Annotated in this window: 13 protein-coding genes and 2 pseudogenes; 8 read left to right on the top strand and 7 right to left on the bottom strand. The window is 59.7% G+C overall.

The window, feature by feature from the left end:
• Nucleotides 1–25 precede the first annotated feature (25 nt).
• The 4 genes from ACTG2J_RS12365 to ACTG2J_RS12350 all read left to right on the top strand — a co-directional run bounded on the left by ACTG2J_RS12365 (nucleotide 26) and on the right by ACTG2J_RS12350 (nucleotide 3,122).
• Complete coding sequence (locus ACTG2J_RS12365) at nucleotides 26–418, top strand: MAPEG family protein (RefSeq protein WP_005337081.1); 393 nt, start codon at nucleotides 26–28, stop codon at nucleotides 416–418.
• Nucleotides 419–604: 186 nt separating this feature from the next.
• Nucleotides 605–1,909 (top strand): inosine/guanosine kinase, encoded by a 1,305-nt coding sequence (locus ACTG2J_RS12360; RefSeq protein WP_439997533.1) that lies wholly within the window; start codon nucleotides 605–607, stop codon nucleotides 1,907–1,909.
• A 180-nt stretch (nucleotides 1,910–2,089) separates the two neighbouring features.
• The gene (locus ACTG2J_RS12355) at nucleotides 2,090–2,452 is read left to right on the top strand and encodes a DUF2750 domain-containing protein (protein ID WP_439988559.1); all 363 of its coding nucleotides are present in this window, start codon (nucleotides 2,090–2,092) and stop codon (nucleotides 2,450–2,452) included.
• Nucleotides 2,453–2,627: 175 nt separating this feature from the next.
• Nucleotides 2,628–3,122, top strand: a complete 495-nt coding sequence (locus tag ACTG2J_RS12350) for a hypothetical protein (protein WP_042055706.1) — start codon at nucleotides 2,628–2,630, stop codon at nucleotides 3,120–3,122.
• On the opposite strand, the gene ACTG2J_RS12345 is transcribed toward ACTG2J_RS12350, so the two are convergent.
• Complete coding sequence (locus ACTG2J_RS12345; RefSeq protein ID WP_439997532.1) at nucleotides 3,085–4,725, bottom strand: EAL domain-containing protein; 1,641 nt, start codon at nucleotides 4,723–4,725, stop codon at nucleotides 3,085–3,087. The genes ACTG2J_RS12350 and ACTG2J_RS12345 overlap by 38 nt on opposite strands.
• 189 nt (nucleotides 4,726–4,914) lie before the next feature.
• Between ACTG2J_RS12345 and glgC the strand changes: the two genes are divergently transcribed.
• Nucleotides 4,915–6,189, top strand: coding sequence for a glucose-1-phosphate adenylyltransferase (gene glgC / locus ACTG2J_RS12340; protein WP_201989305.1), 1,275 nt, complete (start codon nucleotides 4,915–4,917; stop codon nucleotides 6,187–6,189).
• An 84-nt stretch (nucleotides 6,190–6,273) separates the two neighbouring features.
• Here the strand turns inward: glgC and ACTG2J_RS12335 are convergent, their stop codons facing one another.
• Both ACTG2J_RS12335 and ACTG2J_RS12330 read right to left on the bottom strand, forming a co-directional pair.
• Nucleotides 6,274–8,271: a hypothetical protein gene (locus tag ACTG2J_RS12335; protein WP_201989307.1), complete on the bottom strand. Its 1,998-nt coding sequence runs from the start codon at nucleotides 8,269–8,271 to the stop codon at nucleotides 6,274–6,276.
• A gap of 195 nt (nucleotides 8,272–8,466) precedes the next feature.
• Complete coding sequence (locus tag ACTG2J_RS12330) at nucleotides 8,467–9,018, bottom strand: lipoprotein (protein ID WP_033138307.1); 552 nt, start codon at nucleotides 9,016–9,018, stop codon at nucleotides 8,467–8,469.
• Nucleotides 9,019–9,303: 285 nt separating this feature from the next.
• Between ACTG2J_RS12330 and ACTG2J_RS12325 the strand changes: the two genes are divergently transcribed.
• Nucleotides 9,304–10,023 carry a hypothetical protein gene (locus tag ACTG2J_RS12325; RefSeq protein ID WP_234923090.1) on the top strand — a complete coding sequence of 240 codons (720 nt, stop codon included), beginning with the start codon at nucleotides 9,304–9,306 and terminating at the stop codon, nucleotides 10,021–10,023.
• 12 nt (nucleotides 10,024–10,035) lie between these two features.
• On the opposite strand, the gene ACTG2J_RS12320 is transcribed toward ACTG2J_RS12325, so the two are convergent.
• From ACTG2J_RS12320 to ACTG2J_RS12305, 4 genes and pseudogenes are all read right to left on the bottom strand, one after another.
• Complete coding sequence (locus ACTG2J_RS12320) at nucleotides 10,036–10,497, bottom strand: DUF2919 domain-containing protein (RefSeq protein WP_042657897.1); 462 nt, start codon at nucleotides 10,495–10,497, stop codon at nucleotides 10,036–10,038.
• Nucleotides 10,498–10,645: 148 nt separating this feature from the next.
• Nucleotides 10,646–11,593: a magnesium/cobalt transporter CorA gene (gene corA, locus ACTG2J_RS12315; protein WP_005337059.1), complete on the bottom strand. Its 948-nt coding sequence runs from the start codon at nucleotides 11,591–11,593 to the stop codon at nucleotides 10,646–10,648.
• Nucleotides 11,594–11,886: 293 nt separating this feature from the next.
• Nucleotides 11,887–11,964, bottom strand: a pseudogene (locus ACTG2J_RS12310) (4Fe-4S dicluster domain-containing protein); the annotation flags it as partial.
• Nucleotides 11,965–11,989: 25 nt separating this feature from the next.
• Nucleotides 11,990–13,741: pseudogene (locus ACTG2J_RS12305) on the bottom strand (electron transfer flavoprotein-ubiquinone oxidoreductase).
• A gap of 169 nt (nucleotides 13,742–13,910) precedes the next feature.
• Here ACTG2J_RS12305 and ACTG2J_RS12300 point away from each other — a divergent pair.
• Complete coding sequence (locus ACTG2J_RS12300; protein ID WP_113739373.1) at nucleotides 13,911–14,678, top strand: electron transfer flavoprotein subunit beta/FixA family protein; 768 nt, start codon at nucleotides 13,911–13,913, stop codon at nucleotides 14,676–14,678.
• Complete coding sequence (locus tag ACTG2J_RS12295; RefSeq protein ID WP_111900017.1) at nucleotides 14,675–15,601, top strand: electron transfer flavoprotein subunit alpha/FixB family protein; 927 nt, start codon at nucleotides 14,675–14,677, stop codon at nucleotides 15,599–15,601. Before ACTG2J_RS12300 ends, ACTG2J_RS12295 begins: the two co-directional genes overlap by 4 nt.
• Nucleotides 15,602–15,743: the final 142 nt, after the last annotated feature.

Raw genomic sequence — 15,743 nt, 5'->3', positions numbered from 1 at the left:
AGTCAGTCAAACAAGGAGTCGAGTCATGGTACATATCACGCTGATCTACGCAGGCCTGCTTGGACTGCTGTTTCTGGGGCTCTCCTTCTGGGTGGTCAGACGCCGCGCCCAGTTCGGGGTGATGATAGGGCAGGGGGAAGCCCCCGAGCTGCTGGCGGCGATCCGGGCTCACGGTAATTTTGCCGAGTATGTGCCGCTGACCCTGCTGCTGATGGCGCTGTGCGAGTTCTCCGGTGCCGGTGCGCTCTGGCTGCATGCCGGTGGCGCCATGCTGTTGGTCGGCCGCATCCTGCATGCCATCGGCATCCAGATCCCCAAAGCCCCCAATGTGCCCCGTTTTCTGGGCACCTTGCTGTTCTGGCTCGCCCTCGGCCTCTTCTCGCTGCTGGCACTGTTGCAGGGGATGGCGGCCGCCTGAAAACAGGCGCTTTTGTATGCTATGGAACCACCCCGGGCAGGGTGGTTTTTTTATGGTGAAAAGGCAAACGTTTTTCCTTGCAAGCCTTGTCTATACTGACTCCATTATTTAAACAGGGCGACTTTTCGGGGCGGCGGATTGTGTTAAAATCCCGCCCCTCTTTCCCCCAGAGCACAGAACATTGCCATGAAATTTCCCGGTCAGCGCAAGTCCAAACACTACTTCCCTGTCGACAGACGCGATCCCCTGGTTCCGCAAAATCCCCTGTTAACCGAGCTGGGCAAAGCCTACGTGGTCGGGATTGATCAGACCCTGGTTGATATCGAAGCCCATGTGGATGAAGACTTTCTGACCCGTTATGGTCTGAGCAAGGGACACTCCGTCGTCATCAATGACGACGTGGCCGAACGGATTTATGACGAGCTCAAGGCCAATAACATGGTGGTGAGCGAGTTTGCCGGTGGCACCATTGGCAACACGGTACACAACTACTCGGTACTGGCCGATTCCCACTCCATCCTGCTGGGTGTGATAAGTCAGGACATTCGCATCGGCTGCTACGCCTACCGTTATCTGTGCAACACCTCTTCCCGCGTCAATCTGGACTATCTGCAGCCGGTTGATGGCCCCATCGGCCGTTGCTTCACCTTCATTACCGAGTGCGGCGAGCGCAGCTTCGGCATCAACGCCGGCAAGATGAACCAGCTGGATGTGCAGCACATTCCGGAGGATGTGATTAAGGGGGCGTCAGCCCTGGTGATCACCGCCTATCTGGTGCGTGGTGACGATGGTGACCCGATGAAAGAGGCGGCCATGACAGCGGTGCGTTATGCCCGCGAGGCCGGTATTCCCGTGGTGCTGACCCTGGGCACCCGTTTCGTCATCGACGAAAACCCCCAGTGGTGGCGCGATTTCATTGCCGAGAACGTCACTGTGCTGGCGATGAACGAAGACGAAGGTGAAGCCCTGACCGGCATCGCAGATCCGCTGGGTGCTGCCGACAAGGCGCTCGACTGGGCCGACATGGTGCTCTGTACTGCTGGCCCCATCGGCCTTTACATGGCGAGTTATACCGATGAGGACTACAAGCGCGAGACCACCCATACCCTGTTGCCCGGCGTTATCCCCGAGTTCAACATGTATGAGTTCAGCCGCCCGATGGCCCGGGCCAAGTGCCGCAAACCGGCCCGTATCTACTCCCACATCTCCCCGTATATGGGTGGCCCGGAGAAGATCAAGAACACCAACGGGGCAGGGGATGGCGCCCTTTCCGCCGTGCTGCACGACATGGTGGCCAACTCCTATCACCGGATGAATGTGCCTAACTCCGCCAAGCACATCTCCGAGTTCCTGACCTACTCCTCACTGGCCCAGGTGTGCAAATACGCCAACCGCGTCAGCTACGAGGTGTTGGCCCAGAGCAGCCCCCGTCTCTCCCGCGGTTTGCCGGAGAAAGAGGACAGCCTGGAAGAGGTTTACTGGGAGCGTTGATCTCCTGAATCTGCAAGACGCCTCCATCGGGAGGCGTTTTTGCAGGCAAATATGAGTTATCCCGGCTTTTTTCCCGGAATAACCCCAATATGCTTGAGTCCATGTCACTTTTACGACACCATTTGGCCATCGTATTGTCGCCCGACAATGCCGCAGCACCCGAAAGAAAGAGAGAACCCCATGAGCATGCTTAACGACAACCTTGACGCCAATTTCCAACTGTTTATCGAACAAGTCCGCGAGTCGGGTCAGGTGTGGGGTCTGCGCTATGGGGAAGACTGGGTCGTCTGTCGCTCCGCCGAATTTGAAGATGCCGACGTGATGCCGCTCTGGTCTGCCGAAGAGGACGCCCGTCTGCACTGCGTCGACGAGTGGGCCGATTACGAGCCGGAAGTGATCGATCTGGAAGAGTTTCTCGATATCTGGATCAACGATCTGGATGAAGACGATGTACTGGTCGGCCCGAACTGGAACGCCGATCTGGAAGGTCAGGAGCTCGAACCCATCGAGCTGGCCAAGGCACTGATTGAACTGGACGCCTGAAAGCGCCTCCATTGATGGCCTGAACGCACAGGCTATCGGGACAAAGACCGGCATCCGTGAGGGTGCCGGTCTTTTTTATGGTCGAATGGCCCGATTGATGAGTTAAAAGCCGATTTGCCTTTGCACCTGTCAGGGGGATGGTCCATCATCAACCTTTTGCCAAGGGAGGAGCGCCATGTTTGTATTCGACGTAACGGGAGCTGCGGGTGAGAAGGCCAGCATTCGGGTGCAGGCGCTGGATTGGGCGCAAGCCGGACCTGTGACCTTCCAATGCGATGATGATCAGCTGGCGGTCGTGCTCCTGAGCGGTTGTCGTTGCGATGCGGTGGGCTTTTTCAATCTGTTGGCGGGGTGCAAACCCCTCTATATCGAGCAGTGGCTCAGCTATCTGCAGGAGAGTGGTCGCATTGGCAAGTGGAGCCATCAGACCGAGAGTCCCGCCGATGGGGACTATCTGGCCAGAGCCGGTCTGGAGCACGATGAACTCAATACCCTGCTTGGCCAGGTCTATCAGGTGGCGGGGTTCAATCGCCTGCAAATCAACCGTTACCTCAAGAACCGCCACAACCCCACCACGCTGGCGACCCGTTACGATCAGAAAGAGCTGGAGCGCTATCGCCAGCTCAATGACATCATTCTGACCCTTTTGAAGCTGAAGCATCCTCAGTAAAGAGCCCCAGCTGGCTTATATCCGGTCGCAGCGGTTGCGGCCGGGCGATCAGATAGCCCTGCAAGCCATCCACGTACATCCCCTGCAGCAGCTGTTTCTGACCAAGCTGTTCTACCCCCTCTGCAATCACCTGACACCCCATCCGATGTGATACATCGACGATCATCCGCACGAACTGCTGGTTGGTCTGATCCTGCTCCAGCCCGGTGATCAGGGCAGGGTCCAGCTTGATATAGTCGGGCTTGAGCTCGCGAAACAGGGTAAAGGAGCCGATCCCCTTGCCGAAATTGGCGATGGCCGAGCGGCTGCCGTTGCGGCGCAGCAATTCAAACACCCGCTTGGCGCCTGTCAGGTTGCGTTCCAGATGCTCTTCATCCAGTTCGAACACCAGATTGGCGCTGGTATTGGGATCTTTGAGCAGCTGGCGGTCAAGCCAGATCAGGAAGGCGCTGTTTTGCAGCAGGTTAGGGGAGAGGTTGATCCCCCAGCGACTCTGGTTGGCACCAAAGGCCCGGTACTGGCGCATGATATGGGTAATGACCAGCTGCTCCAGCCGCATCACCATATCGAGCCGCTGTGCCATGGCAAACAGGGTGTCGGTGGGCAGGGCAGTGCCGTCATTGCCGCTGAAGCGGGTGTAGATCTCGTTGTAAGCCAGCATGCTGCGGTGCAGGGGCTGGATTGGCTGATAGGTAAAGCTGAGGCGCTCCTGCGCCAGCACTTCGGTCAGCACGTCGCGCCAGTGGTGTTGCCCCTGTAGCTCGGAGGCGCTGTCATCCTGCTGGATGGCCCAGCCGTTGATGGTTTCAGTCTGGGCGCGAGCCAGCGCCAGATCCGCTCTGGCCAGCACGGCTTCAATTTTCTGGCCGCTGCTGAGCTTGGTCAGCCCCGAGTAACCGGTGCTCTCCAGCTCGTGCTGATCCTGATAGTGATCGAAGGCCACCTTCAAATCCTGCCCCAGCAGATGGGGGGGAATATTGGCCACCGGTTGCACCAGCACGGCGAAATCGGCCCCCGAAATGCGGTAGACCTGATTGCCCGGGAAGCGGCTTACCACCCGCTTGATGAGGGCGGCCATGTCCTTGATGTAGGCATCACCAGACTGGAAGCCGCGCTGGGCGTTGATTTTGCCAAGCTCGGTGGCACGGATCAGCACCAGGGTGGCGGTCTGGGTGTCCTGATCCCGCTGCAGCAACTCGGTCATGTCGCGGCGAAACGCGTGGCGGTTGAGTAGCTGAGTCAGCTCGTCGGTGGTGGCCAGGTTGCTGAGCTCGGTCAGCTGGCGATGAGCGCTCTGCTCGGCGCTTTCGAACTGCTCCAGCAGCTGTTGCAGCACCTCCCGGGAGGCGGGCTGATCGAGTTGTGAGGGGTCCCGCCCCCTGATCGCCTTGACCCAGGTGAGCTCCTGATGCTGGAGCATGCCATCCATGGTGCGGATGGCCAGCATCAACAGCAGGATCATGCCAAGCAGTGTGGTGGCCAGAATAATGGCCAAAGTGAGCGGTGTGCTCTGCAGGGCTAACCAAACTGCTTGCAGGAGCAGCAGGGGTATGGTCACTATGGTGGCGATCAGAAAGAGGGTACGTCCGAGCTTGTGAACCATCTTGTCATCCTTGAAGTGGCTGCTTTGTGGGGGAATTTTAACCAAGCTGGCGGAGCAAAGCATGCTATTCCTCGCAACTCGGTGAAAAGGGTCAATTGAGATCGGTTAAATGTGAGTGAAACCACTTTCACAGGTGCCGAAACAGGCGAAGATGAGTTGAAAATAGATCAAACAAGGCAGAGGTAAATCATGTTGTTAGAGCCCGAAAATAGTGCCAAAGCACGACAATTATTGAACCAGAGTATGGCACTGGTGCTGGCGGGTGGACGTGGTAGTCGCCTGAAGCAGTTGACTGACAACCGCGCCAAGCCTGCCGTCCATTTCGGTGGCAAATTCCGGATCATTGATTTTGTGCTCTCCAACTGTATCAACTCGGGGATCCGCCGCGTTGGTGTAGTCACCCAATACAAATCTCACAGCCTGCTGCGTCACCTGCAATCGGGCTGGTCCTTCCTGCGTTACCAGATGAACGAATTCATCGACCTGCTCCCTGCCCAGCAACGGGTGGACGAGGTGCACTGGTATCGCGGCACCGCCGATGCCATCTATCAGAACGTCGATATCATCCGTGACTACGGCCCCAAATACCTGGTGGTGCTGGCGGGGGATCACATCTACAAGATGGATTACGCAGCCATGCTGCTCGACCATGTGCGCCTTGGCGCCAAGGTGACTGTGGCTTGTATCGAGGTGCCGCGGGCCGAGGCATCCGCCTTCGGGATCATGGATATCGACGAGCAGCGCAAGATCCGCGCCTTCGTCGAAAAACCGGCCAATCCGCCCGCCATGCCGGGTTGCGAAGATCGCTCGCTGGCCTCCATGGGGATCTATATCTTCGAGGCGGAGTACCTCTACCAACTGCTGGAGGAGGATATTCACAATCAGGACTCCAAACACGACTTCGGGATGGATGTGATCCCCCGCATCGTGGAGGAGGGGATGGCATTTGCTCACCCCTTCAACATGTCCTGTGTCGGGGCGCGCGAGGGGCAAAAGCCCTACTGGCGTGACGTGGGTACGCTGGACTCTTTCTGGGAAGCGAACATGGATCTCGCCTCCGTGCTGCCCGAGCTCGATATCTACGATCAGAACTGGCCCATCTGGACCAGCCAGACCCTGACGCCACCGGCCAAGTTTGTGCAGGACCGCAACGGTCAGCATGGCATGACCATCAACTCCATGTTCTCGGGCGGTACCATCGTCAGCGGGTCGTTCGTGCTCAACTCGGTGCTCTTTACCAATGTGCGGGTGCACTCCTTCTGCACCCTGGATCAGGCCATCATCTTCCCCGGGGTCGAGATCGGCGCCGGTTGCCGTCTGCGCCGTGTGGTGGTGGACAAGGGATGTGTGCTGCCCGATGGGCTGGTGGTGGGCGAGAATGCCGATGAAGATAACCGCCGCTTCTACCGCTCCGAGCAGGGGATTGTACTGGTGACCAAGGAGATGCTGGACAAGCTGGTTTGAGGAAGGCCCTTGAAACTGTGTCAGACGCTGTAATGCAAAGGGAGCCAAGTTGGCTCCCTTTTTCATGCTGGTGAATGGCGAGGATTATTCGCTAACCACCGCTTTGGCGGCCATCACCATGGCGATGCCGTGCTTGCCACCTGCGGCGGTCACTTGCGGTACGCCATCTTCGTCGGTGTCGCTGCCGGCACCTTCGATGATGTTCTCGCCGGAGTCACCGATCCACTCGGCCATTTGCATGCCACCGTTGACGGTGCCACGGAACCAGCTGACGTACTGACCGGTCAGCTTCGCCAGCTCCAGCTCGGGCGCCTTCTCGGCCCCTTCGTTGCGCAGGTTCAGCATGGCAGAGCGCAGGGCGCCGGAGATGGCTGCTTGGGTCCAGGGGGTGTATTCACCCTGTTTACCCGCCAGCCAGGTGCCCGCTTTGGCATTGAAGTAGGCCTTGTCGACGGCGATGAACAGTTCGCGCGCCGCGGTGCGGTACTTGGCATCCGAGGTCGCCAGGAAGGCGGCGGTTAGGCCGCGGATGGCGGCAAACTGCGCGTCGATGGAGTGGCCGGCATCGAGCTTGCCATCTAGCGTGATGCCGTCATGCACCAGACCATTTTTGCCCTTGAGGTTGGCAAGGATGAAATCGGCCTGTTTGCGGATCAAGTCGAGCGCCTCTTGACCCTGCTGGGTCTTGAGGTTCAGCTCGCCATTGTCACCGGCGGCGTAACCGACCGGCAGCGCATCCTGAGCGCGCTGGAAGATCTGCAGGGCGACCAGTGCGTAAGCAGCGTCAAAGGTGGTGACGTGCTTGCCCTGTTTGCCTGCCTGCCAGCTGTCGACCAGGGTACCAGCCTTGGCATCAAAGTGCAGGGCCGCCAGGTTCTTGAAGGTGAGGTTGGAGAGATTGATCGCCAGCGAGAAGGCATCGCTGCCCGCGACCGCTTTGCCCAGGTCATTGGTCTTGTTGGCAGCCGGTGCGGCGGCAAACGGCGCGCCGTCAAACACGGCGTGGAAGGCCGGGTTCTGGTTGGTGTTGGCGCTGCGCTGATCGCTGAAGGCATAGAACTCGGAGAGCGGCCACAGCATCATCCAGGCATCGCGCAGCTGAGCGGAGCCATCCACCACCTCCAGCTTGCCGATGGCACCGGCATCGTTGTTGCTGGTTTCGGTCACTTTCACCTGATGGGGGAAGTAGACAACGCCCTTGGCCGGATCGTACTGCGGGGTGATCTTGGCGCCCAGTTGCTTGCCATCGAAGCCAAGCTGGTTCTGCATGATGGCCAGCTTGTCGATGGATTGCTCGGTCAGCATCATGCCGTTGAAGCCATCGGCGGCAGAGACGCCCAGCTTGTGCTTGCCATCCTGATCCATGGTGGCGGAGGCGGCTTCTACCTCTTCATCGGTCTCGGCTACGTGCATGCCGCCGAGGAAGTCCTGCGACCACATCACCTCTTTGAGCAGGATGCCGCCTACCGCTGCGGGCACCAGCAGGTTGTCACTGCCGCTCCAGCGCAGGGTGCTGTAGTCACGGAAGTAGGCGGGCACCTGGGTCTTGACGGTTTTCTCGGTCCCTTTGGCGGTCTTGATGGTGATCTGGTCGCCATTGACCGGGGTGGCGTTGACGGCCTGGGCAAACTCCGGATTGGCGGAGGCGTAGGGCAGGGAGAGGGGATACATGCCCTGCGGCACTTCATCCGCCGGGAAGCCAACGGCATCGGCCATGGCCAACACCCGTTGCCCCAGAGATGCCATGGTGCCGCCACGGGCCAGGTTTTGCGGCCCGTTCACCAGATGCGGGCCCATGCCGGATTGGTAGTTGAGGGCGTACATCGCCTCTTCGGAGTATTCGTAGGATTCGATGCCGGCAGCGAAGTCGAACGAGGTCGGCTCATCGGCACGGTTGGCATCCAGCACATCCAGATCCAACCCCAGCGCTTCGGCCAGCGGCTCACCGGAGAGCTCGAATTCGGTATAGGCCAGCATGTTGGCGGCGGTATTGAATGTCTTGTCTTCGACTTTGACGGCAGCGTGTGCGGCGCCGCTGATCAGTGCGCAGGCAATCGCCTGAACCAGTACGGTTTTTCTCATGTCCCTTCTCACCATTGGTTTTATTATTGACGCTTCTCATAACGAATCTAAATGAGAATGGTCTGCATTATGCTGTGTTGCAGGGGACTTGAGAAGTAAAAAACCGCCCCATTCGGCTGCACGTTAAACCGGATGTGCGCTGTCGAAGAGGACGGTTATCTGTTTATTGCGATGAAAGTGCCAGTGCGGCGGCGATCAGAGCACCTTGAACGGGATCACCAGACGGCCCGGCTCTACCTTGAGGGCTTCTACCTTCTCTTTGATCCTGGCTTCGTTCTTTCGGCTGCTGTCGAGACGATAGACCGGGGTTTGCGACAGGAACAGGGAGAGCGACTGATTGAAGGTGGGCAGGATGGGGGTCAATGCGGCACCTATGTTGGCCGGATCGGTCTGAACCGAGACCAGTTCGAGATCACGCAGGTAGATAGCGCCCTGATCGGCCACATAGTCCGGGCGGGCACTCAGGGCAAAGCGGATCTTCATCTGCTGGCTGCCAAGGGGACTGCTCACCTGCAGGTCGCCAGCGGCATCCAGCTCGATGCGATCCGGTTGCTTGCGGCCGATACGGCTCTGCATCTCATCCAGACGGATCTTGCTCGACATGATGCCGGGGATCCCCAGCTGTTTTTCAAAAGAGACCTGCTCTTTGAGGTACTGGTTGATTTCGGCCTCGCTGACGTTGTACTGGGTCAGGGAGCAGGCCCCCAGCAGCAGGGCGAGGGGGAGTAACAACAGCTGTTTCAACATGATGGATTCCGCGTGGGCAAATTTGATGGCGCTATCTTACGCGATAATGGGCGTGGAATGAGAGCCTCATACCGTGGGAAAGCACGGGGTTGCTGCATTCCCGGTTGTTTTTTGGCAACCGTCGGGTTCATCATCGACGGGTTAACTGAGTAGGACAGAGCTGTTGGCAACGGGAGTTGGCCCACGCCTGAGCAAAGCGTGAGTAGAGCACAAGAAGAGAGCGAGGAGAGGGCAATGGAGCGGATGGACAAGGTTGGCCGCAGGGTGCTGCTGTGGTTTGGCTGCATGATGGGACTCTGGAGCTCGTCGCTGTGGGCCGATGTGAAAGTGATCCCGGTCTTCGAGGCGCAGGCGGCTGTGCAGACCCTCAAGGAGATCTATCCCCAGCTTGGGGTGAGTGCCATGGGCAACCAGCTGGTGCTGAGCGGAACGCCAGCCCAGTTGCAGGAGGCCGAAGCCACGTTGGCCCAGATCAACCAGCCGCCGCAAAGCCTGCTTATCGAGTGGCGGGTCGATGGGGCCGCCAGCGGCCAGCAACTGGGGGGCTCAATCAGTCGCGACGAGGCCAAAAGGCAGTGGCTGCTCGATGGCAATGCAGAGCAGTATCAACGCAGCCAGAACGACAGCTGGCAGGTGCGTGGGCTTTCGGGTCGCCCCGTGCTGTTGCAGATGGGCTCCTATCAGCCGGTGACCTTCTATCAATGGAACGGGGGCGCCGTGGTGGGGATGATGCCGCTGGTGAACGGCCTCTATGCCACGGCCACCTTGATTGGCGATCGGGTGCAGATTGCGCTGAGCAGCGAGCAGGCGAGGCTGGAGCAGGGCACCATCAGCACGGGACAGAGTGCCACCGAAGTGAGCGGGGCCCCGGGCCAGTGGCTGACGGTGGGGGAACTTTCGACCAGTTCAGCAGATCAGGGGAGCCGCCTTGGCACCCAGCTACAGGTAGGGCGAGGCAGCCAGAGCGAGCGCCAGACCCTGCAGATCCGGGTCACTCGTCAATAGGTGTCAGCCCCGTCAGTGGGGCTGATCTGCGGCATATTCCCGCAGTTGGCGACTGCGCAGCAGATACCATAGTGACCAGAGGCTGGCGACCAGCACCAGTGCGGTGGGCCAGCTGAATGACCACTTCTGCAGATTGAGGCTGTGCAACTGCATCAGCAGGCCGCTGACGGCAGAGCAGAGCAGCAGCAGCGGGCTGTGGCGCCGGAGTCTGGCGCGAATGCTCTGGGTCTGCTGATAGGTGCCCCCGCAGGCGAGCAACGCCAGCATGGCGGGCACGTCGGTCAGCAGGCTGATGTAGAGGGTGATCTTGTCCGGATAAAAGAGGGTCAGGATCTCGCTGCCGCTCTCGCGGGTCACTCCCGCCATCAGAAAGAGCCAGACCGAGCGGGTCAGCAACAGGGCGATGGGCCAGAACCAGAGGGGCGGGCGCAACTGGCCGTGATCGTCATATCGGTGTTCGGGGTAGAGGGTCATGGTTGCCCGTTATCCACTTGAATTGAGTGATGAAGGGGATATGGGGCGACGAAGCGTCCTTTGCAAGGCGTTGGGTGTGGCGCAAATTAATCGGGGGGCCATGCCCCCCAATCCGTTTCTTCAGATATCGCAGCGCGCGTCGGCGGCGTTACAGCCAGCCTTTGCGCTTGAAGAAGAGGCCGGTACCGAGCGATGACATCACCATCAGCACCAGTGACATGGGATAACCATACTCCCAGGCGAGCTCCGGCATGCGGCCGAAGTTCATGCCGTAGATACTGGCGATCAGGGTCGGCGGCAGGAAGATCACGGCGGCTACCGAGAAGATCTTGATCACCTTGTTCTGCTCCAGATTGGTCACCCCCATGGAGGCCTCCAGCTGGAAGTTGATCTTGTCGAACAGGAACTGGGTGTGGGGCAAGAGAGACTCCACGTCGTGCAGCATCTCGTCGATCCACTTGTTCTGCTCAAGGCTCATGCGCTGGCGCAGGCTGCGTTTGAGGAAACGCAGGGCGCGGCGGGTATCGTGCAGAGAGAGACGGATCTGGCCGTTGGCCTCTTCCTGTGCCATCAACTCTTTCAGCATGGGGTTGATCTGATCCGGCTCGAAGATCTGATCGGCGGTGTTTTCCAAGGTCTTGTAACCATCTTCGATAAGGTCGGAGAGGTACTCCACCTTGAGGTTCTGCACCTCCAGCAGGATGTCGAGGGCATCCTCCACCTCCAGCCGATCCTGGCGCATATAGTGGCGCAGCAGGCGCACCAGCCCGATGTCATCTTCACGAATGCTGATCAGCAGGTTGTTGCGCAGGGTAAAGGAGACGTGGACACCCTTGGTGTCACGACCGATCCGCTGGGGAAACAGGGAGTGAATGTGCAGACCATCGGTATCCCAGTAAAAACGGGCGGATGCTTCGATGTCGTCGAGCTCTTCCTTGTCGGGGACCTCTTCCAGGAACAGGCCCGTCAACCATTCTCGCTCTGCCGTGTCCGGCTTGTAGGCATCCAGCCAGACCGTGTTGTCAGGTACTATGTCGTCAGGCCCGAGCGTGACTATGTCCAGCACCTTGTTGTTGAGAATGTAGGCGGTGATCATCTGTCCCCCCTTAAAAAGTCATGGGTAATCAGGGATGGTTGCACAGGTCATGCGACCTTAGATCGCTGCAGAAGGCGATCCCGTGGATAAGCAGATCGGGCCGATGGAAAACCTGAATGCGGCGAACTATACAGGGGCGGGCCGCGCTTGTCAGGGGCTATTCATCAGGGATTCAGCCTGTTTGTTCAAAAAAACAGCGAGGTCGGATCACCTGAGCGGCTATGCGGGGCAGAACCCGGCCTTTGGCTGGAGGAGGGCTAGCTGGGGCTGCTTGCTGCCGCTGCCCCGCTTCATCACATGTTCGGATAATTGGGCCCGGAGCCCCCCTGTGGTGGCGTCCAGACGATGTTTTGGTGAGTATCTTTGATGTCACCGCATCTTGGCATCGCCGTTCGATCACATATTCGGATAGTTGGGCCCGGAGCCCCCCTGTGGTGGTGTCCAGACGATGTTTTGGGACTGGGTATCTTTGATGTCACCGCGTCTTGGTATCGCCGTACTTCATCACATATTCGGATAATTGGGTCCGGAGCCCCCCTGTGGCGGCGTCCAGATAATGTTTTGACTGGGATCTTTAATGTCACAGGTCTTGCAGTGAATGCAGTTGGCGGCATTGATCTGCAGTTTGGCCGCACCTTCCATTTCCAGTACTTCAAACACCCCGGCCGGGCAGTAGCGTTGGGCGGGTTCGGCCCAGGTGGGCAGATTGACCTCGACCGGAATGCGCTCGTCCTGCAGCTTGAGGTGACAAGGCTGATCCTCGTCGTGACTGGTGTTGGCCAGATACACAGACGAGAGTTTGTCAAAGCTCAGCTTGCCATCGGGTTTGGGATAATGGATGGGCTCGCAGCGGCTGGCCACGCGCAGCTGACGGTAATCGTGAGCCTTATCGAGCAGCTTGAAGGGCGAGTTTGCGCCAAACAGCCGTTGCTCCAGCCAGTTGAAGGCACCGCCCAACCAGGGACCATAGCGATGAAGCGCCGCGCCGAAGTTGCGCGCCGCCTTGAGTTCGCGGGCCAGCCAGCTCTGGTGCAGCTCGTCACCATACTGGGCCAGATCCCGGCCCCCTTCATCACCACCTCGCAGCGCCATCGCGACGGTTTTTGCCGCCAGCATGCCGGACTTCATGGCGGTGTGGATCCCCTTGATGCGGGAAAAGTCGAGAGTGCCCGCATCGCAGCCGATCAGCAGGCCGCCCGGGAAGTGCATGCGGGGCAGGGCGTGCCAGCCCCCCTTGGTGATGGCGCGTGCGCCATAGCTGATGCGCTCCCCATCTTGCAACACGCCAGCGATAAGCGGGTGATGTTTGAGGCGCTGGAATTCGTCAAACGGGCTGAGCCAGGGATTCTGGTAGTTGAGATCGACGATCAGCCCGACCGCCACCTGATCCCCCTCCATGTGATAGAGATAGAAGCCACCGTGGCTATTGCCGCCCCCCTGCTTGCCAAGGGGCCAGCCACTACCGTGCAGCACCTGTCCTGCTTTGCCTTGGCCAGCAGGCAGTTGCCACAGCTCCTTGAAACCGATGGCATAGTGCTGGGGCTGGGCAGGGCTTGCCAGGTTGAAGTCGGCGATCAGCTGCTTGCCGAGATGACCTCGGGCACCCTCGGCAAAGAGGGTGTAGCGGCCGAGCAGCGCCATGCCGGGCACATGATCAGCTTTTGGATTGCCCGCCCGATCCAGCCCCAGATCGCCGGTGATGACCCCCTTGACCCGGCCCGCTTCCATGATAAGTTCGCTGGCGGTAAATCCCGGGTATATTTCGATTCCCAGTTTTTCCGCCTGTTGGCCAAGCCAGCGGCAGAGATTGCCGAGGCTGACGATGTGACAGCCCTCATTGTGCATCCGGGGCGGCACCGCCCAGGCGGGGAGTTGCAGGGAGTGTTGCTCGCTTTGCAGCAGATGAACCTGATCGTCGCTGACCGGCACGCCGAGCGGCGCTTGCTGCCAGCCATCCGGCAGCAGTTCTTGCAAGGCGACGGGATCAAACAGGGCGCCGGAGAGCAGATGGGCGCCAATTTCCGCCCCTTTCTCCAGAAGACAGACGGAGAGAGTGGCATCCTGCTGTTTCAGGGCGATGGCTGCACTGAGCCCCGCCGGACCGCCGCCGACGATGACGACATCAAATTCCATTGCTTCCCGTTCCATCTTGCCTCTGCGCTCTGGTTGGCCTAGGGTAATGCTGGTAGTTTACGTAAACGTAAAGCGGTTGTAAGCAAAACTGAGCAAGAAAAAGCAAAAAATCAGGGAAGAGCGTACTGCAACAAACGCAGAGGCACACTAATGAATTCAATCCAAAGAGACGAGGCATGACCCCATGAAGCTGCTGGTCGCGATCAAACGGGTAGTCGACTACAACGTCAAGATCCGGGTGAAGGGAGACGGTTCCGACGTGGAGCTGGCCAATGTGAAGATGGGGATCAACCCCTTTTGTGAAATTGCGGTGGAGGAGGGGGTCAGGCTGCGGGAAGCGGGTATCGCCAGCGAGCTGGTGGTGGTGACCTTTGGCCCTGACGCTGCCGCCGAGCAACTGCGCCATGGGCTGGCGCTGGGGGCGGATCGGGCGCTGCACTATATAACCGGTGAGAGTGTCACCGATGAGACGCTCACCCCGCTGACTGTCGCCCGCGCCTTGCACAAGGTGTGTGAGCAGGAGCTGCCGGATCTGGTGCTGCTCGGCAAGCAATCCATCGATTCAGACAACAATCAGGTGGCCCAGATGCTGGCTGCCCTCAATGAGTGGCCGCTGGCGACCTGCGCGTCAGCCCTCAAGGTGGAAGCGGGGGAACTGCTGGTGACCCGCGAAATCGACGGTGGCCTCGAGACCCTGGGCATGCCGTTGCCTGCGGTGGTGAGCGCCGATCTGCGTTTGAATGAACCGCGCTTTGCTTCGTTGCCCAACATCATGAAGGCCAAGCGCAAGCCGCTTGATAGCGCCCCGTTCTCGACACTCGCCGTTGAGGTGGCCAATCAGACCCGCTTGCTAGGGGTGATGGCACCGCCAGCCCGCAGCGCCGGGATCAAGGTGGGCTCGGTGGACGAGCTGGTGGACAAACTCAAACACGAAGCGAAGGTGCTGCCATGAGCGTGCTGATCATTGCCGAACATCATCAGGGCCATCTGGCCGACAACGTGGCACAACTGGTCACCGCCGCCGGATCCATCGGCGGTCAAGTTGACCTGCTGTTACTGGGTCAGGGGCTGACCGAGGCGGGTGAACAGGCGGCTGCCCTTGGCGGTGTCGACAAGGTGTTGCTTGCCGAACATCCCCGCTTGGCCGACGGGCTGCTGGATGGGGTGGACAAGCTGCTGGCCAGCTGGTGCGAAGGTTACAGCCACTGCCTGATGGCGGCGAGTGCCATGGGCAAGGCGCTGCTGCCACAGGTGGCGGCCCGGCTCGGGGTGGAGATGCTCTCCGAGGTGACGGCTATCGAGAGTAGCGACACCTTCCTGCGCCCCATTTATGCGGGCAATGCCATTGCCAGAGTGGCAAGCTCGGCACCCGTCAAGGTGATGACAGTGCGGGCCACCGCGTTTGCCAAGGCGGCGACAGGCGGGCAGGCTCTCATCGAACGCTTGGCCGTGCCCGAATTCGCTGGTCGTACCCGGTTGGTCGAGCGCCGCGCGGTGCGCTCCAGCAGGCCCGAACTGACCGCCGCCCGGGTGGTGGTCTCCGGTGGTCGGGCTCTGGGGTCCAAGGCGCAGTTTGCCCTGATTGAGGCGCTGGCCGACAAGCTGGGTGGGGCGGTGGGGGCATCGCGGGCCGCCGTTGATGCAGGATATGTCGCCAACGATCTGCAGGTGGGGCAGACCGGCAAGGTGGTGGCGCCCGAGCTCTATATCGCGGTCGGCATTTCGGGCGCCATCCAGCATCTGGCGGGGATGAAGGAGTCGAAGGTGATCGTGGCCATCAACAAGGACAGCGACGCCCCCATCTTTCAAGTGGCGGACTACGGGCTGGTGGGGGATCTCTTCACTCTGCTGCCGGAGCTCACCGCCAAACTGTAAATTTGTCAGAAACGGCACCGCAGTGGTCGTTTATGCGCTCTGCCCGCCATTTCTGTGCATGTTCCCTGCAAGCCCTGACCCGTTCAGGGCTTTTTCTCCTGCAAGGGGGTCGCAGAGTGACGGTAAAAGGCTGAGCCAGCTC

This window comes from Aeromonas sp. 6P, from assembly GCF_051919525.1.
Lineage (GTDB): Bacteria > Pseudomonadota > Gammaproteobacteria > Enterobacterales > Aeromonadaceae > Aeromonas > Aeromonas veronii.
Note: the sequence above shows the minus strand (reverse complement) of the source record. Positions and strands in the feature narration are given on the sequence as shown.